The sequence below is a fragment of the Peribacillus sp. NJ11 genome (assembly GCF_030348405.1).
In the GTDB taxonomy this organism is placed as follows: Bacteria; Bacillota; Bacilli; order Bacillales; family DSM-1321; genus Peribacillus.
Map to the genome: position 1 here is coordinate 3802770 of NZ_JAUCFO010000001.1, position 22592 is coordinate 3825361.

Here is a 22592-nt window from a genome sequence, read left to right on the forward strand (position 1 = left end):
AAAAGTCAAAAGCGGCTGTTTCGTGAATCAAGTTTCAACTTAAGGCGCAAAAAAATCCCGATTTCTCATTGATATCACTGAGAGATTGGGATTTTTAATATTAGAATATCCCTAACGTTGTAAAATCCACGTTTTGCTGCCTGTCCTTCTTATGGAATTTAGTGGTATCAAAGGAAGAATAAGACCACGTTTATGCATGATGTAGGCTCCCGGAAAAAGATTTGAATATTATTAGCTCAAAAAATACCCCTTACGTTGATTAGTCCAGTGCCATTTCATGATTTTGATACGTTATCGTTATCCTTTTGTGATATCTGTCATCTATTCTTTATCTGTTTGTTCTTTGTATAGAAAATGGCTATGCTATCATTTAAACCATTAGCATATATACTAGCCAAATAGGATGTAACAACATATGAAAAATGAAATATCATATCGCCATTAGGGGAGATTACACGCAGTGCTGAAATTTAAGGCGTTAAAAACGAAAAAATGCAAGTCTTGAATGAACTAAATTCATATAATGGATCGTTTTATATGAAAATCGACTTAAATCAATTCAAATATATATTGATCATTTTCTCGCCAATCTGCCACATCATCCAAAGCCTGCTATTTACCAATGTTGAAATCGATTCATTTTTTTCTATTAATAGGCTAATATCACTCTGTAACATTACATGGCGTAACATGGGGGAAGGGGGAACATTGTGAACACAGATCAAGCTTTCGACCTGTTAAAGGATGCAGGGGTATCAGAAAGTAGTAGCATACAAACTGTCAGACGTTGGCTGCGTGAAGGTAAAATTAAATACGAGGGAGGAAACGGGAATAGAAAAACTGGATACATAATGGATGACACAGATCAAGCATTTGACTTGTTAAAGGATGCAGGGGTATCAGAAAGTAGTAGTATACAAACTGTTAGACGTTGGCTGCGTGAAGGTAAAATTAAATATGAGGGAAACGGGAAGAGGAAATCTGGATACATAATCGATGACACAGCCTCAAGGCTGGCTGTAAATGATTTTATCGATCAAAATAAGGATGAAATCATACACCGGTTAAAATTAAAAATACAAGCTCAAGAAAAGCATATAGAAGGAATTGAAGAACTTAATGAGACTTCAAAAAAAATATTGATTCAGCAAAGGGATATGTTTAAAAAGGAAGTTGTAATTCTAAAGAATGAGAAAAGTGAATTACAAAAAGAAACAAAGGATTTATTAAAAGAAAATATTGAATTACGTAATGAATTGATAAAAGTAAAAGAGAACATTAGGAACAATTACAATCTAAGTTCCACTACTCATACAAATGATTATATTAAAAAATTAGGGCTTTCAAAAATGGCGAGTAATAAAGAAGTGTTAGCAGGATATAAAGGGTTGTTAAAAATAACTCATCCAGACCATAATGGTAACGCAAAGGTATTTCATTACATTAAGACTGATTACGATATTTTTAGAAATAGTAACAGAGGAATATGATTCTTAGAGTTTAAGTCACTAACATGCTGAATGGGGGAAAGGAAATGCAAAGAAAGGCTAATCAGAATTAGGATTTGCACAGCTTAGGAGCCTCAGGGAAGTAACGCCAGCCGGGATTTTGGAACTAAATGAAAAGTTTAGAAAAAAAGAATACATATTCAATATGGTTTAGGATCAAGAGCGCCTAGGAACTTGAACTTGAATGAAACGAATTCATCAATTCATACTGATGCTTGAAAAAGACGTGAAAATTTACCAGTACATATAACGATAAACGGTGAGATTGATATAAATATTTTGCTTTACATATAAAAGAAGTGATGAGATGAAGTTTTGGAGGTTCAATGGACAAGTCTTCTAGGCTATTGATCTTTCTTTTTTTATGAACTCAACGTGTGGCCATTTTAAATAGGCAGATTCCTAATGAACTAATAGGTACATTAGTTCATTAAGAAAAATTAAAATTGTTCATTCCAATAGTTTTTTGACTCGCACTTCATTCTTCATCGATTAATAAAAGATATAAAGGATTGGAGTGGACATCATCTGGGAAATCTGCAGTCTATTTTTGTCTTCTCATCCATTGTGTTGCGACCCATTTTTCTCCAGTTATAACTGGCGCTCCACCGTGTAAAGTTAGTTCGTTTAGGTTTTTATCGTTATAGAAATATTCGAAATAAACCGCCATGCCTTTTTGTGGAGATACTGAAAAATTCAGTTTAGGAAAATAAGTTTCCCCCCCTTGCTCCACATCATTTAAGTACATGATGATTGTGCTAATTCTATTATTTTTTGCTGCTTTACTTGTAGATGTGAAAAAATCAAAGTGAGCTTTATATTCTTGACCAGGAGTATATTTAAGAATTTGAATACCATCCCCATGTTCAATGGGTATATTCATGATTGATGATACTCTTTTTTCAATTTTTGAAATGATGTCATTTTCATTATCTTGAAAAAACATACTACTACTTGTTCTTATCTCATTTAATTCGTGTGTAACTCCAATTTTAGAACGATGCATTTTGTCTTTTGACAATCTAATAAGTTCATCACATTCTTCGTCACTCAAAACATTTCCTAAAACCACAATTAGAGGTTCTTCTAATCTAGTAATTATATTAATTTCTCTATCTTCCGTTTTGATTTTATTTCCAATGTGATTAAAAATAGTTTGTTCTTTACTTATTTTATTGTCCACTGTCAACTTTCATCGACTCCTAAAAGAATGAATTTTCTGACTGATCATTTTGTTTTATTTCTGTAAACGGTTTCTATGATAATTATATCATGAACGTTGTTATATAACTGTTTCTTATTCTGATTACAGGTGCTTTATCTTTAATGAAGGTTGTTAAAACAACCATTTTATTATGTAACTAAAGGGGAAAGTAATCATGTAATGAATGAAATAGAGATTTGAGCGTAAAAAGTCCGATTGATATTAGTAAGATGTCGTAAAGCTTAGGAGCGAAGAGGAGAAATACAAAAAAACAACATAAAATAAATAAACTCTTAATTCCTTCGGATGTTACATAGCTCCTGGTGATTCATGCTTTAGTAGCGATTAAGTCTTGGATTGAAGAGGGAATCCATAAATTCCATGCTAGAAGCCATTAAACGAATGATTGCCAATATCAAAAATAGGACTTAGACAACCGAACTCATAATTAACAGGCAAAAAGGATTTCCTTTCAATATGGAAGTCTTTTTACTATTTTACTTAACTCTCCATTACTTTAACTCTCGATTGGATTAAGGAGTTATAACACTTTTATACGATCGCCTTCATTTGATAACCAGACTTGCTTCTCCAAGTGTCATCTTGTGATGAAAATTTCCTTTTGGACGAACTCGGTATTTCAATAAATCTTAAAATAACGATATGTAATATTCCAAAAATAACCTCGCTAGAATATATGGTTAAACCATATTTAAGCAGTTAAGAATTAACCATCATTTTCTTAAATCAGATTTCTTTTCAATTAAAATAAATCAAAAATGGTAAATAATAGATTTTAAAAAGGGAATTCAATACTTTTGTTGAACATGAATATTGTGGGCCATTTTAACAGTTTCATAATTTTATGTAAGCGATTACATCGAGACATTTAACGTATTTATCTTGATCATGGTAGTGGATTATATCATTAGCGAATGGAGGTTAACCCATGATTGGCACGATGGCGATCAATAAGAATGATTCACGTTCTTTCCTCACGGAAAAACATATATTATTTAAACAGTCAATTCGTGAATTTCTCGACAAGGAGGCTGTCCCCTTTTATGATCAGTGGGAAAAAGAGGGGGAGATCCCTCGCTCTTTTTGGAAAAAAATTGGGGATAACGGATTTTTATGTCCATGGCTTGATGCGGAATTCGGTGGGGTAGGAGCAGATTTCGGATATTCAGTTGTATTGGCAGAAGAATTCGAAATGGTTGGATCAGCCTTAAGAGGAATATCAATTCATTCTGACGTTGTAGCCCCTTATATTGCTTCATTCGGAACAATGGATCAAAAACAAAGATATTTACCTAAGTTCATTACAGGAGAAATGATTACCGCCTTTGCAATGGCAGAGCCAGGAATGGATTCAGAATTTGCGAACATCCAAACAACTGCCATCAAGAAAGATGGGTATTATATTGTAAATGGAGCTAAAACGTTTATCACAAATGGCTTTAAAGCTGACTTCATGATAGTAGCATGCAAAACTGATCTTGATGCTGTTCCTTCCCATGATGGAATCAGTTTGTTGCTCATTGATAAAGATACTCCAGGGTTTACCCGAGGCAGAAAGCTTGAAAAAGCAGGCCAGGATAGCTCAGACACAGCCGAACTATTTTTCGACGATGCTCTAGTTCCAGTTGGGAACCTCCTTGGGGAGGAAGGGAAGGGCCTTTCATATATAATGCAAAAACTTCAGCAGGAAAGACTTATGTGTGCGATTGGGTCTTTGATGGCAACTAAAGACATGCTCCACTTAACGGTGAATTATATAAAAGGACGAAAAGCATTTGGTAAGAAAATAAGTGAATATAAAAAGTCACAGTTTACCATTGCTGAAATAGCCACCGATATTCAGTTGGGAAGAACGTTTGTTGACGGTTTGATCTGTAAACATATAAATGGCGAGAATATCATAACTGAAGTATCGATGGCTAAATACTGGATCACGGAGATGTCCAAGCGAATATCCGAAAAATGCATGCAGTTACATGATCGATACGGAAATACGGGCGACGATAAAATTGCCCGGCGTCATCGGGACATTCCTTTGACAACACTCTATACAGGGTCAGATGAAAACGTAAAAACCCTGATTGCTGAAAATATCGGGTTTTAATTCATTATTAATCACTTAAATCTATTGACTGCCTCAATTAAAATGAGGTAGTTTTTTAATTCCATTTCTTCAATATAATTACAATGAACTAGTTTTTTTAATTAAAAGGTTTATACCATTTATCTTATGGGTAAAAGAGACTGTGCATATGAAAAAATAATATATTTGTAAAATTTGTAATTGTATGCGAAAGATGGAGGTGCTTGTTGTGTTAAAAATCGAAAATGTATCAAAAATCTATAAGGGAGGAAAGAAAGCTGTAAAGAATATATCATTGGATATTAAAAAAGGGGAGTTCATTTGTTTCATTGGTCCGAGTGGATGTGGTAAGACAACGACTATGAAAATGATTAATCGGCTTATCGAACCATCTGAAGGCAAGATACTTATTAATGGGGAAAATATAATGGATAAAGATCCAGTCGAGCTAAGAAGGCAGATCGGTTACGTTATCCAGCAAATCGGACTTTTCCCCCATATGACAATTCTTGAAAATATCACCCTCGTTCCAAAACTTCTTAAATGGAATGATCAGAAGAAAAAAGAACGTGCACTGGAATTGCTTCAGCTTGTTGATATGGGACCGGAGTATCTGGAAAGGTATCCCTACGAATTGAGCGGCGGGCAGCAACAAAGGATAGGCGTACTCAGAGCTCTTGCTTCCAATCCTCCGCTCATTTTAATGGATGAACCTTTTGGCGCACTGGATCCTATCACCCGAGATGCCCTTCAGGAGGAATTTAAGAATCTGCAGCGCACACTTGATAAAACAATCGTTTTTGTTACTCATGATATGGATGAGGCCATTAAGCTAGCCGACAGGATCGTCATCTTAAAGGCTGGTGAAATCGTCCAAGTTGGAACACCGGATGAAATCCTCAGAAACCCAGCCAATGAGTTTGTGGAAGAATTCATCGGTAAAGATCGATTGCTTCAAACAAGACCTAATGTTGAGTTGGTTGAACAAATCATGAGTCGTAATCCCATATCCATTACAGAGGAAAAATCCCTTACCGATGCTATTACGATAATGCGCGAGAAACGGGTTGATTCTTTACTTGTGGTCGATGAGCAAAATGTTTTGAAAGGATACGTAGATGTTGAAACGATCAGTGAATATCGAAAAAAAGCTAAATTTATCAGTGAAGTCATCAATACTGAAGTTTATTCAGTGAAACAGGATTCTTTAATCCGTGATTCTGTCCAGAAGATATTAAAACGGGGATTCAAATACGTGCCGGTAGTTGACCAGAATAAACATTTGGTCGGAATTGTTACTAGGGCAACATTGGTCGATATCGTCTATGACAGTTTATGGGGAGAGGAAGAAAATCAAGTGGCAGAAATGGCAGAGATGTTCTAGGAGGTGCAAGAGATGGAAACATTGCTCGATTTTTTACAAACGAACTGGCAAGAGTTGATTTATAAGGCATGGGAGCACTTATATATATCCATGATCGCTGTTTTCCTTGGAATAATAATCGCCGTACCGCTAGGCATTATGTTGACCCGAATGAAAAGGAGCGCATCCATTATAATCGGAATTGCAAACATTATGCAAACACTGCCGAGCTTAGCAGTCCTTGCCTTTTTCATTCCTTTCTTCGGTGTTGGGAAAACCCCTGCAATCATAGCGTTATTTTTCTATTCCGTTTTACCTATACTCAGGAATACATACACAGGCATTAAAGGCGTAAATGAAAATCTGCTGGAATCCGGCCGGGGCATCGGAATGACAAGCTGGGAGAGGATTCGTCTGGTTGAATTCCCCCTTGCACTTTCCGTCATTATGGCTGGAATTCGTACGGCTTCCGTCTACCTAATTGGATGGGCAACCTTAGCTTCCTTTATTGGAGGCGGAGGTCTTGGTGATTACATTTTTATCGGTTTGAATTTATACCAAACAGAATATATCATCGCAGGTGCAGTTCCGGTGATCATCATGGCTATCCTGGTGGATTATGTATTCTCGATCATTGAACGAAAAGTCGTACCAAAAGGATTAAAAGGTATGAAGGAAGTTGCTTGAGGAGGAATACCATGTATAAAAAAATGAGAAGTTCAATTTTCATAGCCCTTATAGTATGTTCATTAATCATCAGCGGATGCTCTTTGCCAGGATTAGGGTCATCTTCTGAAACTACTGTAAAGATCGGTGCCCAAAGTATGACCGAATCCGAAATCCTGGCGAACATGATCGCTCAACTCCTTGAAAGGAATACGGAATTCGATACGAAAATCGTCAAAAATCTAGGTTCGAATTTCGTTCAGCAAAAAGCGATGGAGAGCGGTGATATAGATATAGCCGCAACTCGATATACAGGGACGGATTTAACTAGTGTCCTGGGACAGGAAATCGAAAAGGATCCAGAAAAGGCGATGGAAATTGTACAAAGGGAATTCAAAGAACAATATGGATTCAAATTTTTTGATTCTTATGGATTTGATAACACCTATGCCTTTACGATTTCAAATGAATTGGCAGAAGAAAAAGGATATAAGAAAATATCTGATCTGGAAAAGGATGCAGATAATTTAAGGTTAGGTGTCGATAGTGCTTGGCTGAAAAGAAAAGGTGATGGCTATCAAGGGTTCGTCGATACATATGGATTGGAATTTGGGGAAACTTATCCGATGCAGATTGGCCTGGTATACGATGCAGTCAAAAATGGTCAGATGGATATTGTCCTTGCATACTCTTCCGATGGTCGGATTAAGGTTAATGATTTGAAGCTTTTGGAAGATGATAAACAATATTTCCCTCCGTATGACTGTTCACCGGTCGTTACCGAAGAATTATTGGAACGATATCCTGAGATTGAAGATGAACTAAACAAGTTGATTGGCGAAATCAATACTGAAACCATGCAGGAACTGAACTATGAAGTGGATGGGAAATTAAAAGAACCATCGGTCGTAGCGACTGAATTCCTTAAAGCACATAAATATTTTGAATAAATGGGAGGTGCAAACCAATGGAAACCTTGCAACAGCTGGGAACTTATTATTCCCAAAATTGGATGTATGTACTTACTGAGTTTTATCGCCACTTTTTAATGTCCGCTTATGGAGTTTTATTTGCTGCAATCGTAGCCATCCCGATAGGCATTTTCATCGCGAAACATAAGAAATTGAGTAATTGGATATTTTCGATAACGAATGTCATACAAACCACACCAGCATTGGCTATGCTTGCTCTCCTAATGCTAGTAATGGGCTTAGGAACAAATACGGTAATCTTATCATTGTTTCTATACTCCTTACTGCCAATCCTGAGGAACACTTATGTCGGAATTACAAGTATCGATCATGCTTATTTAGAATCTGGCAAGGCAATGGGGATGACGAAGCTCCAGTTACTAAGAATGGTCGAACTGCCATTATCCTTGTCTGTCATAATGGCTGGCTTACGTACTGCACTTGTCGTTGCAATAGGAGTAACTGCTGTCGGTACATTCGTGGGCGCAGGTGGCCTGGGGGATATCATTGTGAGGGGAACGAATGCTTCAAATGGAACAGCGATAATACTTGCAGGCGCTATCCCGACTGCATTAATGGCCATTCTGTCAGATCTTTTACTCGGATGGCTGGAACGATTGCTTTCACCGATAAAAAAGAAAAAAATTCATACTGCCTAAAACAAAGTCAAGACAATAAAAGAGCCAATGCTGATGCAATGGCTCTCAGTTTCTAGACAAAAGGGGTTCGGAATAAAAAAATTCCGAACCCCTTTCGTTTCTTTTCGTTTCGCATATATAGGTTTACATCTTGGTGATTACGCAGATGATCTGTTTCTTCCACATAAGCTTGCCAGATGCCATGTCACTACCTTTTGATGGTCACTGCTTTCTGTACACCGTGATAAAGATGAGCATGTTGCACTAATTTGTTTTGGCGATACTCGCGATAACCTTCTTTAGTTGTTGAGTACTTAAAAAATTCGTCCGAAGGGCAAAGGTAACAATCAAAGTGTTCATCGTAAACATAGTCATTATTGCGAAAGAATCCTTCTTTTGTGCGAGGACGTGTATAGGGTAAAGCAGGTGTGATTTCTTCGTTTAATAGAATCTTTCCTCAAGTGATGTTTCCGAACCAACTGATTCGAAGCAACACCTTCAACTCTCAGGTATAGTTTCTATCTGAATTTTATAACAAAGTTGATTGGAGTGGAAGGTGCGAGACTCCTGCGGGAAAAGCGCGTCTATGGAGACCCCGCAGGCACAAGCCGAGGAGGCTCCCGGACCGCCCGCGGAAAGCGAGTGCCTGGAGCAGAAAACAACGTTCAAATTGTACAATCCATAAAAAAAACTATAGGCAAACTCATTTTCATCGGTTGTCTACAGTCTGAGAGCCAATGCTGATGCAATGGCTCTTTTTATTAGGTTTCTTTACCGGAAAATTACTATTGCCTATTAGAAGATGGAAGTCGAGCCTTGCCTGCTTAGTTTTTTATTTCAGAAAAAGGGTAACTATAAGGGTAGTTGTAAAAAAATAAAGGGGAATCAATCATGAAACTTACACCAGAGCAACGTATTGAACTTCATGGCTTTAATAATCTTACGAAATCTTTAAGCTTTAATATGTATGATGTCTGTTATACAAAAACCAGGGAAGAGAGAGAGGCATATCTGGATTATATCGATGAACAATATAATGCAGAAAGGCTTTCGAAGATTTTGCATAACGTTTCTGATTTAATAGGAGCACACGTTTTAAATACGGCCAAACAGGATTATGTCCCTCAAGGCGCGAGTGTAACCATTCTTGTTTCAGAAGGTCCTGTCGTTGAGGTACCCACTGGGACTTATGAGGAATCACCAGGACCTTTACCTGATAATGTGGTCATGCAACTGGATAAAAGCCACATCACCGTACATACATATCCTGAATTTCATCCAAATGAAGGCATTAGCACATTCAGGGCCGATATCGATGTCTCTACTTGTGGGGAAATATCTCCGCTTAAAGCCCTTAATTATCTCATACATTCCTTCGATACCGACATTATCACGATAGATTACCGTGTTAGAGGATTTACGAGAGATAAAGATGGCCGGAAATTGTTTATTGATCACGATATTAATTCCATTCAAAACTATATTCCTGAAGAAGTAAAGGGTTTATATGACATGATTGATGTAAATGTATACCAGGAAAATATATTCCATACAAAATGTAAGCTAAAAAGATTCGATATCAATAATTACTTATTCGGTTATACAGAGGAAAAACTAAATACAGAAGAAAGGGAGGAAATAATTGTAAGGCTACAAACGGAGATGGACGAAATTTTTTATGGTGCCAATGTCCCGCATCCCTCAGTAAAGAACAAGCATGCCGATTAAGGGATGCTTGTTTTTAGTGAAATATTAATTTAACTGGAAAACATGAACCAATACATAGCCGAGACACGTTAATAAAACAGAACCGATTAGTCCAGCAATAAAAGGTTTACCGCCATATTTTTTAAAAGTTATGATGTCTATATTCAATCCTAGTCCTGCCATGGACATTGCCATGAGGATATAGGAAAGCATAACAAGCTTATCAGCTATAGATTCGGGAACTGCACCAGTTGAATAGAGGGCGCTCATTAATAAAAATCCAAAAATAAACCATGGTACCTGAATGGACTTCCAGGAAAATTTCTTTCCGTCTGTTTCTCGCTCTTTCCAATTCATGATGAATCCAATTAAAATGGCAACGGGAATTAGTAGGGCAACCCTAGTCAATTTGACCATGACTGCCAAGTCGACTGCCTCATTTCCTCCTGGTGCTGCCGCAGCGATGACGTGAGCAATTTCATGCAGTGTCGCACCCGAAAATATACCGTATCCTGGCCCGGATAACTCCAGTAATGGGTAAAGGATCGTGTAACCGAAAGTGAAGGTTGTACCTAAAACAGCAACCGTCGCTACAGCGATTGCTGTATCTTTTTCTTTTGCTTTAATTTGAGTGGAAATTGCCAGGATGGCTGCAGCTCCACAAATTCCTGTTCCGCAAGCTGTCAATATGCCTAGCTTTTTCTCAACTTTAAATAGACGGGTCAGCCCATAAACTACTAATATAGCAAATATAAGACTAATGGCCCCAACTGCAAATGTTTTCGGGCCGGCATTAAAAATATCCTTCAAGTTCAAGCGCATCCCCAATAGGATAATGCCCATTCTCAAAAGGACTTTACTTGAATAATTTGTACCTGCAACAGCGTAAGCAGGAACGCCAATGACCGATTTCCAAACAACACCAATCAGTATTGCAATGACTAGCTGTCCCATTATATGAAGGAATGGAAGCTCTGCTAAGTATTTTGCTGCTATGGCAATTAGCAAAGTCAAAGCTATTCCTTTTGTAAATCCTAATTTTCTCGTTTGAACCTCTGTTTGTTCCAGTGTGATCACTCCATCTATGTTGATGCCTTTACTTTAAAGCTTAAGTAAAAATAAGTGAAATATATTTTTGCTATTTCAATGATTACTTCTACTTATGATAAAATAAAATGCATAAGTATATAGGGAGGTAACCATGGATCCTTTAAAGGTATTCGTAACCGTAATCGAACAGAAAAACTTTTCTAGAGCAGGCGATATTCTGAACCTTTCGCAGCCAGGAGTCAGTCTTCACATAAGGAATCTGGAAAATGAGTTAGGTACGAAATTAATTTACCGTTCTCCCAAACAAGTTCAAATAACAGAGCCGGGAAAAATTTTGTATAGACATGCAAAGCAAATGCTTAATCATTATGAGACAGCAATAAGGGAAATAAATGACTTTAATAACGTGGTTAGCGGAACGATGAAAATAGGTGCAAGTTTCACGATAGGGGAATACTACCTTCCAAAAGTTTTAGCGGAATATGCTGCTCAATATCCGCTGGTGGACATACAAATCATCATCTCGAATTCTAATGAAGTCATTCAAGGAATACGTTCGAATAAGCTTGATATAGGTTTGATTGAGGGAGAAACGGATTATAAAGATATAGATGTCAGCCCATTCATGAATGATGAGATGATTGTCGTCGTCCCCCCCGTTCATCCACTTTCACAGATGGATATCATCGAGGGTAGCTTGCTCCAAAACCAAACATGGGTACTAAGGGAGCAAGGATCAGGAACCCGTGCATATTCGGATAAACTTCTGAGCAGCCTGGAACTGAACATAAAGAAAAGTTTTATTTTCACCAGTATCCAAGGAGTGAAAGAAGCGGTGATGGCTGGGCTGGGCATTGCCTTGTTATCCCGATTGACTGTACAAAAAGAATTGAAATCCAATGAATTGAAAACCTTTCATTTAAAAAATGAACCCATTATAAGACCTTTTTCAATCGTGAAAAAGTTAGATTTCGAAGCGTCAAAAGCGATGGAGTTGTTTTTAAGGAAGGTCGAGGAATTTGCGATAAAAGGCCAGCCTAAATAAATCACTCACTTAAACTTTAAGCTCATCCTTTCAATTTTAAAGAGGATGGGCATTTTTTGTATGACGAAATATTTATTATGTTAATGAAAACGTCGAAAGTATTTTGGAATATGTCAATCAATAAACAATATTTACGTATTTTAACATAATTTCAAACATATAAATTAAATAGGTAGCCTCCAGGAACTTCTGAGTCCCTGTAGGACTTTTCCTGCATTTATCAATCTTAAAAGGAGCAACCACATTGGCTATAGAGGAGCAGAAAGATAAGCGGATTTCTGTTTTCGACAGAATTATAGGGTTCATGCCAAAATTTTATGTGTTAGGAACTATTTTAATTTTTGTTTATACGCTTGTTGCGATGGCTCAATTAGGTATCCAAACTTGGAATAAGCCAGAGGAAGCCGTTGATTCAGCAATTACACAAAATCCTCCTATTTCTCAAGGCTTTGAACATACATTGATAACGTTAATCATCGAACCGATAGTAACGTCAGAATTTTATCAAATCATCTTTAACACGTTATTTCTATACCTTGTATGGATACTGCTTTTCCTATTGGCACCGATTGCTTTTTACCGTTTAAAGCACTTTAAGTTTTTTAATATCGAAATTGAAATTGAAAAACAAGACGCAGCCGTTTATGAGGTATTCAGCGTCAGCAGTTCGAAAATGAAATTTGCAGCATATTTAACATCCGAGGAATATCAATTGGAGATATCAGAGGAAATTGCCAACAGCAAAGACTTCAAAACACCCTTAATCTATACATTGGAATGTGCCATGGACTTTTACTCCAATCAATTAGGACTATCCTTTACCTATGATATCTATACCTTGAACCAGTTCAAGAAAGCTAAGCTGCCTAAATCCATCAAAGCCATGATTGATAAGTCGATCGAAACCGGAGATCCGTGCATTTCGAATAAAAGCAATAGTGATAGTGAATATTACAAGAATTTTCTTCTCCATTATTTTGAAAACACAGACGGGAAATTTGTCACTGTCTTAAATAGTTATCAAACTGAATTCGATACATTCGATAAATCACTACTCAAGATCCTGCAAAATGTCATATACGATTACTATTTACAGTATAACTATATTTATGAAGTAAGCGAGAAGATAGAAAAAGATTGAAACGACTTCCCATGTTAATTAAAAAAACCACCCTATAAGTGGTTATTTTTTTTTGAAAGGTGATTGTTAATTATATTTTGGACAATTACATTATTACCAATGAGCTCAGACGATTTCTTTACGTCCTGTTCCCGAAAATCCATGTTCTTTATTTTCTTGGACTTTTTCCCTTTTTTGAAATTATTGAAGGCATTTAAAAAAGCTATCTGAATCACTCCCCTTATAGATTAGTATATTCATATTATTGATAAAATTTCATGAAAAACCTCCATTTACAGAAAAATATTTTTGCGGTTTTAGGAGGAATGAGATTCAATTAACATGTTAAGCATTCAATATACTAATTAAAATAATCCTCCAAAATTTAAAATAAATGTAAAATAATAAAGAAATTAAAATATTTGTGAAATTCATTTGTTGTATATTGACAGAAGATTAATGAAGGTGGTACTTTATACATAGGGATGTTCTTTATAGTGAACATTATAGAGAATTTTGATTAATTATCACTTGTAAAGTTCTTTTCTAAGAACGAAATTATTTGATTGAATTATTTTATAATAAAGAATGTTCAAGCGGCAGGAGGAAAAAAATGAGCGCAATCGCTGGCCTCTTACATTTAAACCAAGAACCGATCAATCTCCATCATGGAGAGATTTTAATGAAATCATTACATAAATTTCCGGCCGACAGCATTCAAGTATGGAATGATGAAAGAATCTTTTTTGGGTGCCAGAATCAGTGGATAACTCCTGAATCGGTAGACGAAACTCTGCCATTTTATGATTATGCCAGGCAACTTGCGATTACAGCGGATGCAGTCATTGATAATCGAGAAGAATTATTTGATCGTTTACAGGTTAAGAATTCTGATCGACCGTATATGACGGATAGTCAATTAATCCTTCTTGCCTATCATAAATGGGAAGAGGAAACCCCAAAGTATTTGGTTGGTGACTTTGCGTTTATGATTTGGGATCAAAAACAACGTAAATTGTTCGGAGCCCGTGATTTTTCAGGCAGTCGGACTCTTTATTACTTCAAAAATCAAGATAAATTAGCATTTTGTACGACGATGGAGCCACTGCTAACATTGCCTTATGTAGAAAAGAGGTTGAATGAGGAGTGGTTATCGGAGTTTTTGGCTATTCCAATTAATGTTGAATCAGTAGACCCTTCTTCAACTGTTTATCGGAACATTAAACAGATACCACCTTCACATTCAATAAGCATTATTGATGGGGAGGTAACCTTTTCAAGGTATTCCTTTATTAAAAAAGAAGTGCAGCTAAAGTTCAAGACCAATGAAGAATATGTGGAAGCTTTTCGGGACGTTTTTGACAAGGTAGTGAGATCCAAATTAAGAACCACGTACAATATTGGCTCACATTTAAGTGGGGGACTGGACTCAGGATCTGTCGTTAGTTTTGCAGCCAAGGCTTTAGATGAGCAAAAAAAACAATTACATACATATAGCTATGTACCAGTTGAGGATTTTGTGGATTGGACTCCTAAAAGTAGAGTTGCTGATGAGAGACCTTTCATTTCTTCTACTGTAGAGTACGTAGGAAATATCAAGGATAACTATTTAGATTTTAAGGATAAAAGCCCGTTATCCGAGATAGATGATTGGCTTGAAGTGCTAGAAATGCCTTATAAATATTATGAAAATAGTTTTTGGTTAAAAGGAATTTATGAAAAAGCTGCACAAGAAAATATCAGAGTACTACTAAATGGTCAAAGAGGTAATTGGACCATATCATGGGGACATGCTTTAGACTATCAAGCTAGTTTATTAAAACAGTTTAAACTGATTCACTTTTACAAAGAATTACATTCATTCAGTGAAAATCATGGAGTGAACAAATCGAGAGTTATGACAGCGGTAAGAAAAAAAGCCTTCCCATCATTATCATCAGCAGAAGAACCATATCCGATGCTAATAAACCCTGAATTCGCAAGAAGAACGAAAGTATTCACCAAATTAGATGAACATAACATTGATGTTAAAGGTGCCATTAATACAAATGTTTTTACTATGAAAAAAACTCAATTTGAACAATTGTACTATTGGAATATCAATGGGAATATTTCCACCAAGCTATCCTTAAGACATTCTATAGCTGAACGTGATCCAACCAACGATCTGCGTATCATCCAATTTTGTAATTCAGTTCCAGAATCACAATACGTATTAAATGGTCAGGATCGCTCTTTAATAAGAAGGGCCACTAAGGGCTATCTGCCTGATAATGTTAGGCTGAATAATAAAACGCGCGGAATACAAGGTTCAGATGGAATTCATAGGATGGCATCATCATGGAGTTCATTTATAGAAGAAATGCAGAGTCTAAGTAAAGATGAAGTCATGTCTGAATTTTTAAATATGGAGGAAGTTAGGAAGGCACTTAGTAGTGTCGAACAAAACCCTCTTCCAGAAAAAGTGTTTGATGATGATTTCAGGATTTTAATGCGAACCTTAATAGTGTCACGATTTATAAAAAAACATTTTTGAAGGGAGGTGAAACGATGAAAAAAGAATGGAAAAAACCAAAATTAGAAATACTTAATGTTAATTTAACAATGGCTGGACCAGGAAGGAAAACTCCTGATGCGATTCAACCAGATCCGGATGATCCGGTAAAATTCAGCTAAGTTTCATTTAAAAGGATTTATGCCCTTACACCTTGTAAGTGTAAGGGTTTCTTATGAAAACAGTGATGATATGTTTGGAGTGAAGAGAATGTTAGGCACGGAAAAAACATATACGTATACCACATTTGGGCTAATGGTAGAAAGTGAACTTCCCCTTCCTGAATTAGAGAAAGCAAAAGATAACGAAAGGGTAGTAGACTTAACGATTACAAAGAAAGATTTATCAATTGATTGGTCTAAAATAAATCCCTTAAATTGCACAGGTTTTGTCGTTGAAGGAAATCGCGTTATGTTTGAAGTGCCAAGTTTAGCTGTTTTTTCTATAGAGGAAGGGAAAACCATTACTTTTTCATCTTGTGAAAGTTACAACGAAGATAAGGTTCGGCTTTATATTTTAGGAAGCTGTTTGGGGATTTTGTTGATGCAAAGAAAGGTGTTACCTCTGCATGGAAGTGCAATAGCCATTGATGGAAAAGCTTATGCTTTTATTGGAGAATCAGGAGCTGGCAAATCCACATTAGCTTCCTCTTTCGTAAATAAGGGGTACAAACTTTTAAGTGATGATGTAGTGGCTATATCTCTTATGGAGGAAAACCAACCATTTGTTATCCCCTCATACCCTCAACAAAAGTTATGGCAGGAGAGTTTAAATGCATTTGGTATGAATTCGACTGATTATCAACCTTTATTCGATAGAATGACAAAGTTTTCGGTACCAGTGCAGGTAGACTTTTATAACCTACCATTGCCCCTTGGAGGCATATTCGAGTTAACTGGGGCAGATATAGAAGCTATTGACCTACAAGCCATTGAAAATCTTCATCGATTTCAAGTATTGCACATGCATACCTATAGACGATCTCTAATTGAAAGGATGCATATGATGGATTGGCATTTCAAGATTTGTGCAAAGTGTATTAATTCTGTGCCAATATATCGATTGAGTCGTCCAACCTCAACATTCACAGCCCACGATCTTGTTGCTACGGTACTAAGTATAATTAAAGGAGGGAAAATAAATGATTAACGCATCAGTACTATCAAAAAATAAAATAATTACTCAAAATCCGGGGAATATCGTTAGTGATATGGATGGGGAAACAGTCATGCTAAGCATAGAAAAAGGGAATTATTATAATTTGGGTGTCCTTGGTGGGGAAATTTGGAGTTTATTGGAAGAACCAATTAAAATTAGTGATTTAATAGGTAAGTTGATGTCACAGTATGAAGTCAGTCACCAAGAATGCGAAGAAGAAGTGTTATCTTTTTTAAGCGATTTATATGATGAGGAGTTAATTATTTTATCTGAAACTTGAGCAATTATCATCTAAATTTATATAGGGGTAAAAGATGAATCTTTATAAAAAAATCAACACTTTCGTATCTTTCAATTGGAGTATGAAGAGTTTACTGATAGAAGCCTTATTTTTTTTAGCAATTGGCCGTATTTATAAGTTAATTCCATTAATAAAGAGTGCAAGATTCCTAGGAAATTACATGGAAGAAACCACTTATTCCATAAGGGATTTTGAAAAAGAGAATTTAAAGAACATATCAGATGCCATACATATCATGAGCAGTTATACATTCTGGGAGAGCCAATGCTTAGTTAAAGCGATAGCGGGTATGAAAATGCTAGAAAGAAGAGGGATGGAAAGTACACTTTATTTAGGAACGGCAAGAAATGAAAAAGGTGATTTGATTGCTCATGCTTGGTTACGGTGTGGTTCGTATTTTGTAACGGGCAAAGAAGAAATGGGTAAATTCATAGTTGTCGGGAAATTCGCTAAAACAAAAAAAGAGCTTAAAAGAGGGAATTAAATGAATGGCAAAACCAATTTCGATTCTTCAAGCATATCTAATGAATTAAAGTTTTTATTGGATTGTCTGGATAATGAAACAAACAAGCAGGTTCCAATTAGTGTTGAACCAAACCTTGATTGGAATTTGTTCTTGAAACTAGTCAGGCATCATCGGGTTTACCCACTTATATATACGAAACTTAAATCCGCAAAATATATTCCTGCAACCATTATTCAATCGATGTTCTACGATTATCAAAAAAACACCTTTAAAATGTTAAAGCTAAGTGGAGAAATCGAAAAAATTTCCAGACTGGTTTTTGAAAATGAAATTTCGACGCTATTTTTGAAAGGCCCCATACTGGCAGCTGATTTATATGGAGATATCTCCCAAAGGACATCAAGTGATATTGATATTTTGGTTAATATCGATGATCTAGATAAGGCCGAGTCCCTTTTAATCCAAATGGGATATGTAAAAGATGAATATATACAAACCGTATTAAATGATTGGAAATGGCGCCATCATCATTTTGTCTATTTTCATGCGGAGAAAGAGATTAAACTTGAAATTCATTGGCGTTTAAACCCAGGTCCCGCCAAGGAGCCCACTTTTAATGATTTATGGCAAAGAAAGAAGGTTAGCTCACTGCCAACATCATATCCCATATATTGTTTAGGGAATGAGGATCTTTTTTTATTTCTTACTTCACATGGTGCACGTCATGGATGGTCACGCCTTCGTTGGTTAGTGGATATCGACCGCCTTTGCAAAACAAACTTGGATTGGGACAAAATAATGAGCCTTCTTAAGAAATATCAATATAGTCATGTTGCCGGTCAAACATTAGTCCTTGCTACCCAACTTTTAAATACACAGATAAACAAAAAAGCGATACAACTTACAACAGGCAGCCGTTCCAACCGATTGGCACAAGAAGCTCTATTTTATATTCAACGTTTCATAAACCTTCATGATGATACACTATCTGAAGAGATTGCAAGTTATCATAAAAAGCATCTATTTTCACTCATGTCATTTCAGAATAAAATGTTATTCATTCTCAGTTTTCTGCATCCTTATTTTGAGGATACAATAACCTTGCCTTTGCCTCAAAAGTTCCATTTTTTGTATTTTCCGTTGAGGCCTTTTTTATGGTTTTGGAGAAAAACGAGAATACAAGAAATGTCATAGGAGGATAAGATGAAACAGCTGCTGTTCTTTTTCAAAAGGTTGTACACTTTCACTGGGAAAATACTCTTTATCAATATGCTTGGAATGGTAATTGTCAGCTTAATGGATAGTATAGGTATACTTTTATTGGTCCCGATGATTAGTGTCAGTGGAGTAATAGATATAGATTTATCAAATAATCTTCCTTCCATGCTCTCCTGGATGGTCGAGTTACCTAAAATGATAAGCTTATCCATTATTTTAGGTTTTTATATTATTTTAGTGATCTTCCAGAATGTTCTACAACGTAATCTATCAATACGTGATGTAAGAATACAACAATCATATATTAGACATTTAAGGATTGAAATATATAAGTCATTATTACATGCCAACTGGGAGTTCTTTATTAAGTCACGGAAATCGGATTTGATTAACGTGATGACTAACGATTTAGCACGAGTAAGTGCGGGCATTAATCTAATTTTACAATTATTAGCCTCAGCAATCTTTACGTTATTTCAAATTGGAGTCGCATTTTGGTTAGCCCCAAGAATAACCTTATTTGTATTGATTTCCGGTTTGATCCTTGCCATATTTTCAAGAAGGTTCATTAGAAAAGCTAAGTCATTGGGTAGTAAGACCTCTCAGTTAGCTCTAAGTTATTTAGCCAGTGTTACCGATCAGTTAAATGGGATAAAGGATATAAAAAGCTATCATTTAGAAAAAACGCATGTAAATTGGATTAGTTCTTTAACTAAAGAAATGAACGAGGAACAAATTGAATACATTAAGTTAAACACAAGTTCCCAATTATCTTATAAAGTATCGTCTGCACTATTGATAGCGGCGTTCGTTTTTTTATCGATTACCCTTTTTGCTGCTCAACAGGAAGAACTTTTACTCATTCTCCTTATTTTTTCAAGGTTATGGCCCAGATTCACAGCCATTCAAGGTAATTTGGAAAATATATCTTCAACTATTCCAGCTTTTAAATCCATTCTAAAAATTGAAGATGAAGCGAAAAGCCACAATGAGGCTTTTATTCTTGAGAGTATCAAACCAATCGTTATCGAACAAAAACTAGAATGTCAGGATCTTTTTTTTCGTTATAACAAAACTGAAACAGACTTTACCCTGGAAAATATCAAAATAGCAATACCAGCTAACAAGTTGACTGCCATTGTTGGTCCATCCGGTGCAGGTAAAAGCACATTGATTGATTTAATCATGGGGCTCTTGCTTCCTGATCAGGGCCAAATTCTAGTGGATGGCATAAAGCTCTCCAGCAAGGAAATAATCGGATTGAGGAAATCCATTAGTTATGTTTCCCAAGATCCATTTTTATTTAATGGAAGCATTAAAGAGAACATGCTTATAGTCGATCCCGATGCAAGTGACAAAAAGATATGGGAATCCCTGGAATTTTCAGCAGCTGATGAATTTGTACGTAAATTGCCTCAAAACCTGGATACGGTAATTGGCGACAGAGGGGTTAGGTTATCTGGAGGAGAACGGCAAAGACTAGTTCTAGCAAGAGCTATTTTGAGAAGGCCATCCATTTTAGTTTTGGATGAAGCTACAAGCGCCCTTGATAACGATACCGAATCTAAAATTCAGAGAGCTATCGAAAATTTACAAGGAAGTATGACCATCATTGTCATAGCACACCGTTTAAGCACAATAAAAAATGCTGATCAAGTTATAGTGTTAGAAAAAGGTAAGATATTACAAAAAGGTGAATATAATGCATTGGCTAGAGAAAGAGGTTTATTCAAACAATTACTAACAAGAGAAGTGGATATTATATGATCGATTAATTCATGAAAAAATTCCCGGAAAATCGACATAACCTGTTGACGCGTTCTTTATAAAGAACTAAAATAAGGATATAATCATAGGAATTTTAACACAGAAGAAAAATGTCCTTGATTATAGTAATTTAACACTATGTCAAGCTATCGTTGTTCTTAATAAAGAAAAGTTAAATTGAAAAAGGTGGTTCAATGACAAATTACTCGAAACGGAACTTTGAAAATCATCAACCTGCAAAAGAGATAAATTTAAAAGAACTGATTGGAATCATTAGTAGACGTTACTGGATTGTGATTATTGTCACTTTATTATTCATATTGGCAGGGTATCTGAAAACGTTAACCACAACCCCTCTATACCAAGCGTCTACGAGAATTATCATAGAGGCCAATCAGGATAAAATGAAAACCCTTCAAGTCATAATAAAAGATACAACGGTTTTACAGAAAGTTATCAATGAAATGGAATTATCGATGTCTCCAGAAGCATTGGCTGGGGCAATAGACGTAACTAGCGTAGAGGATTCAGAAGTTGTCAGTATCAGTGTCACAGCATCTGAGCCTTATATGGCTGCCAACATAGCCAATACGACGGCTAGAGTATTTAAAAATGAAGCTCCTAATATAGTGGACTTTAAAAACATACGGAATTTGTCCTCGGCAAAGGTAGACCTAGTACCCATTAACGGAGACAATAGTGGAACGATTATTAAGAGCGGAATAATAGGTTTATTTTTGGGCATAGGGCTGACATTTTTATTGAATTCACTGGATTATACTATTCGTAGTGAGCAAGAAGTGGAAGATATCATTGGTTTTCCAGTTATAGGACATGTATCTAAAATGAATAAAAAGAATTCGAATGTCAGTAAAAGAAATATACAACAAATCAAAGAAGCTAAACATTTGAACGAAACTAGAGCAGAATTGTGAGGCGAAATGAATGGCGGTTGGTAAACAAAAGTTCGGAGATAAACTAAAGAAAAGGAACTTGGTAGCTTATTCAAGTCCAGATTCATTAATCTCCGAACAGTATAGGGCGATCCGAACAAATATTAAGTTCTCATCAGTATCAAAGAAAAGGAATATCATTATGATAACTTCCCCGACATCCGGAGAAGGTAAATCAACCACGGCTGCCAATCTTGCTGTTTCAATGGCCCAAAACAAAGAAAAGGTTTTACTAATAGATGCCAATCTAAGAAACCCCACGATTCACTCAATTTTTAAGATTCCAAATAAAACAGGGTTGACGAATATTTTATCTGATTATACTGTCTCATCTCTTGATAATACTGTATACAGAACGGGAATGGGTGACTTAGATGTTTTGACCAGTGGTCCTATACCTTTCAATCCAGGCGAAATCATGGGAGTGCCAATCATGAAGGAATTCCTTGTTCAGTGCGAAAGGAATTACGATATTGTGTTAATCGACTCTCCTTCAATATTGGAGGTTACAGATACGAAAATTTTAGCCAATTATTGCAATGGTATCATACTCGTTTTCAATAATGGAAAAACGGAGTTGAAAAAGGCTTTAGCTACAAAAAGAATCCTTCAATTTGTTGAAGAAAAGATTGTAGGAGTCATTTTAAACGAAAATCCAGAAACCCGTTTTACCAATTTACTGAAGAGAATCCTATAAAGAAAAAATTTTTTCGAATGCCGTTCTTTATTACGAACGGTAATAAAAGTATTTGGTGATGTCTCCTTGCCATTATAAACGGAGGCACTCGATCATGCTGTG

At 36.0% G+C, this 22592-nt stretch carries 20 protein-coding genes and 1 pseudogene; 18 read left to right on the plus strand and 3 right to left on the minus strand.

All coding sequences use genetic code 11. The annotated features are described in order from the left end of the window. The first annotated feature begins 710 nt into the window (after positions 1-710). Positions 711-1490 (plus strand): hypothetical protein, encoded by a 780-nt coding sequence (locus QUF86_RS18805; RefSeq protein ID WP_289335183.1) that lies wholly within the window; start codon positions 711-713, stop codon positions 1488-1490. A gap of 562 nt (positions 1491-2052) precedes the next feature. Here QUF86_RS18805 and QUF86_RS18810 read toward each other — a convergent pair. Beyond that, a complete protein-coding gene (locus tag QUF86_RS18810) occupies positions 2053-2697 on the minus strand; it encodes a 2OG-Fe(II) oxygenase (RefSeq protein WP_289335184.1) in 645 nt (214 codons plus the stop codon). Positions 2698-3661: 964 nt separating this feature from the next. Here QUF86_RS18810 and QUF86_RS18815 point away from each other — a divergent pair. From QUF86_RS18815 to QUF86_RS18835, 5 genes are all read left to right on the plus strand, one after another. Beyond that, entirely contained in the window at positions 3662-4837 is a 1176-nt protein-coding gene (locus tag QUF86_RS18815; protein ID WP_289335185.1) for an acyl-CoA dehydrogenase family protein, read from the plus strand. 208 nt (positions 4838-5045) lie between these two features. Further along, positions 5046-6200, plus strand: coding sequence for a betaine/proline/choline family ABC transporter ATP-binding protein (locus QUF86_RS18820; protein WP_289335186.1), 1155 nt, complete (start codon positions 5046-5048; stop codon positions 6198-6200). A gap of 12 nt (positions 6201-6212) precedes the next feature. Further along, on the plus strand, positions 6213-6866 hold the full coding sequence (locus QUF86_RS18825; RefSeq protein WP_289316313.1) for an ABC transporter permease: 654 nt from the start codon (positions 6213-6215) through the stop codon (positions 6864-6866). Positions 6867-6877: 11 nt separating this feature from the next. Next, a complete protein-coding gene (locus QUF86_RS18830) occupies positions 6878-7795 on the plus strand; it encodes an osmoprotectant ABC transporter substrate-binding protein (protein WP_289335187.1) in 918 nt (305 codons plus the stop codon). A 17-nt stretch (positions 7796-7812) separates the two neighbouring features. Continuing rightward, on the plus strand, positions 7813-8475 hold the full coding sequence (locus QUF86_RS18835; RefSeq protein WP_289316315.1) for an ABC transporter permease: 663 nt from the start codon (positions 7813-7815) through the stop codon (positions 8473-8475). Positions 8476-8570: 95 nt separating this feature from the next. On the opposite strand, the pseudogene QUF86_RS18840 reads toward QUF86_RS18835, so the two are convergent. Beyond that, positions 8571-8902 (minus strand): annotated as a pseudogene (locus tag QUF86_RS18840) (IS5/IS1182 family transposase); the annotation flags it as partial. Positions 8903-9345: 443 nt separating this feature from the next. Here QUF86_RS18840 and speD point away from each other — a divergent pair. Further along, a complete protein-coding gene (gene speD, locus QUF86_RS18845; protein ID WP_289316316.1) occupies positions 9346-10182 on the plus strand; it encodes an adenosylmethionine decarboxylase in 837 nt (278 codons plus the stop codon). A 24-nt stretch (positions 10183-10206) separates the two neighbouring features. Here the strand turns inward: speD and QUF86_RS18850 are convergent, their stop codons facing one another. After that, positions 10207-11229, minus strand: a complete 1023-nt coding sequence (locus QUF86_RS18850) for a YeiH family protein (protein WP_289318372.1) — start codon at positions 11227-11229, stop codon at positions 10207-10209. Positions 11230-11362: 133 nt separating this feature from the next. Here QUF86_RS18850 and QUF86_RS18855 point away from each other — a divergent pair, with 133 nt between their 5' ends. From QUF86_RS18855 to QUF86_RS18905, 11 genes are all read left to right on the plus strand, one after another. Continuing rightward, positions 11363-12256: a selenium metabolism-associated LysR family transcriptional regulator gene (locus tag QUF86_RS18855; RefSeq protein WP_289316317.1), complete on the plus strand. Its 894-nt coding sequence runs from the start codon at positions 11363-11365 to the stop codon at positions 12254-12256. 244 nt (positions 12257-12500) lie between these two features. Further along, positions 12501-13397, plus strand: coding sequence for a hypothetical protein (locus QUF86_RS18860; protein WP_289335188.1), 897 nt, complete (start codon positions 12501-12503; stop codon positions 13395-13397). A 592-nt stretch (positions 13398-13989) separates the two neighbouring features. Beyond that, positions 13990-15912 (plus strand): asparagine synthase-related protein, encoded by a 1923-nt coding sequence (locus QUF86_RS18865; RefSeq protein ID WP_289336254.1) that lies wholly within the window; start codon positions 13990-13992, stop codon positions 15910-15912. A gap of 14 nt (positions 15913-15926) precedes the next feature. Further along, entirely contained in the window at positions 15927-16052 is a 126-nt protein-coding gene (locus QUF86_RS18870; RefSeq protein ID WP_289335189.1) for a paeninodin family lasso peptide, read from the plus strand. Positions 16053-16140: 88 nt separating this feature from the next. Beyond that, positions 16141-17079, plus strand: coding sequence for a phosphoenolpyruvate carboxykinase (ATP) (locus tag QUF86_RS18875; protein WP_289335191.1), 939 nt, complete (start codon positions 16141-16143; stop codon positions 17077-17079). Further along, a complete protein-coding gene (locus QUF86_RS18880; RefSeq protein WP_289335192.1) occupies positions 17072-17368 on the plus strand; it encodes a lasso peptide biosynthesis PqqD family chaperone in 297 nt (98 codons plus the stop codon). Before QUF86_RS18875 ends, QUF86_RS18880 begins: the two co-directional genes overlap by 8 nt. A 34-nt stretch (positions 17369-17402) precedes the next feature. After that, complete coding sequence (locus QUF86_RS18885) at positions 17403-17873, plus strand: lasso peptide biosynthesis B2 protein (RefSeq protein ID WP_289335193.1); 471 nt, start codon at positions 17403-17405, stop codon at positions 17871-17873. Beyond that, complete coding sequence (locus tag QUF86_RS18890) at positions 17874-19049, plus strand: nucleotidyltransferase domain-containing protein (RefSeq protein WP_289335194.1); 1176 nt, start codon at positions 17874-17876, stop codon at positions 19047-19049. Between the two features lie 9 nt (positions 19050-19058). Continuing rightward, complete coding sequence (locus tag QUF86_RS18895) at positions 19059-20840, plus strand: ABC transporter ATP-binding protein (RefSeq protein ID WP_289335195.1); 1782 nt, start codon at positions 19059-19061, stop codon at positions 20838-20840. A gap of 194 nt (positions 20841-21034) precedes the next feature. Continuing rightward, entirely contained in the window at positions 21035-21775 is a 741-nt protein-coding gene (locus QUF86_RS18900) for a YveK family protein (protein WP_289335196.1), read from the plus strand. A 10-nt stretch (positions 21776-21785) separates the two neighbouring features. Further along, entirely contained in the window at positions 21786-22490 is a 705-nt protein-coding gene (locus QUF86_RS18905; RefSeq protein WP_289335197.1) for a CpsD/CapB family tyrosine-protein kinase, read from the plus strand. The last annotated feature ends 102 nt before the right edge of the window (positions 22491-22592 follow it).

Excerpts from the sequence above, each read along its gene's own strand:
- QUF86_RS18875 (WP_289335191.1), top strand. The coding sequence starts at position 16,141 with ATGTTAGGCACGGAAAAAACATATACGTATACCACATTTGGGCTAATG.
- speD (WP_289316316.1), top strand. The coding sequence starts at position 9,346 with ATGAAACTTACACCAGAGCAACGTATTGAACTTCATGGCTTTAATAAT.
- QUF86_RS18815 (WP_289335185.1), top strand. The coding sequence starts at position 3,662 with ATGATTGGCACGATGGCGATCAATAAGAATGATTCACGTTCTTTCCTC.
- QUF86_RS18825 (WP_289316313.1), top strand. The coding sequence starts at position 6,213 with ATGGAAACATTGCTCGATTTTTTACAAACGAACTGGCAAGAGTTGATT.
- QUF86_RS18880 (WP_289335192.1), top strand. The coding sequence starts at position 17,072 with ATGATTAACGCATCAGTACTATCAAAAAATAAAATAATTACTCAAAAT.
- QUF86_RS18865 (WP_289336254.1), top strand. The coding sequence starts at position 13,990 with ATGAGCGCAATCGCTGGCCTCTTACATTTAAACCAAGAACCGATCAAT.
- QUF86_RS18870 (WP_289335189.1), top strand. The coding sequence starts at position 15,927 with ATGAAAAAAGAATGGAAAAAACCAAAATTAGAAATACTTAATGTTAAT.
- QUF86_RS18855 (WP_289316317.1), top strand. The coding sequence starts at position 11,363 with ATGGATCCTTTAAAGGTATTCGTAACCGTAATCGAACAGAAAAACTTT.
- QUF86_RS18835 (WP_289316315.1), top strand. The coding sequence starts at position 7,813 with ATGGAAACCTTGCAACAGCTGGGAACTTATTATTCCCAAAATTGGATG.
- QUF86_RS18890 (WP_289335194.1), top strand. The coding sequence starts at position 17,874 with ATGAATGGCAAAACCAATTTCGATTCTTCAAGCATATCTAATGAATTA.
- QUF86_RS18905 (WP_289335197.1), top strand. The coding sequence starts at position 21,786 with ATGGCGGTTGGTAAACAAAAGTTCGGAGATAAACTAAAGAAAAGGAAC.
- QUF86_RS18885 (WP_289335193.1), top strand. The coding sequence starts at position 17,403 with ATGAATCTTTATAAAAAAATCAACACTTTCGTATCTTTCAATTGGAGT.
- QUF86_RS18895 (WP_289335195.1), top strand. The coding sequence starts at position 19,059 with ATGAAACAGCTGCTGTTCTTTTTCAAAAGGTTGTACACTTTCACTGGG.
- QUF86_RS18830 (WP_289335187.1), top strand. The coding sequence starts at position 6,878 with ATGTATAAAAAAATGAGAAGTTCAATTTTCATAGCCCTTATAGTATGT.
- QUF86_RS18900 (WP_289335196.1), top strand. The coding sequence starts at position 21,035 with ATGACAAATTACTCGAAACGGAACTTTGAAAATCATCAACCTGCAAAA.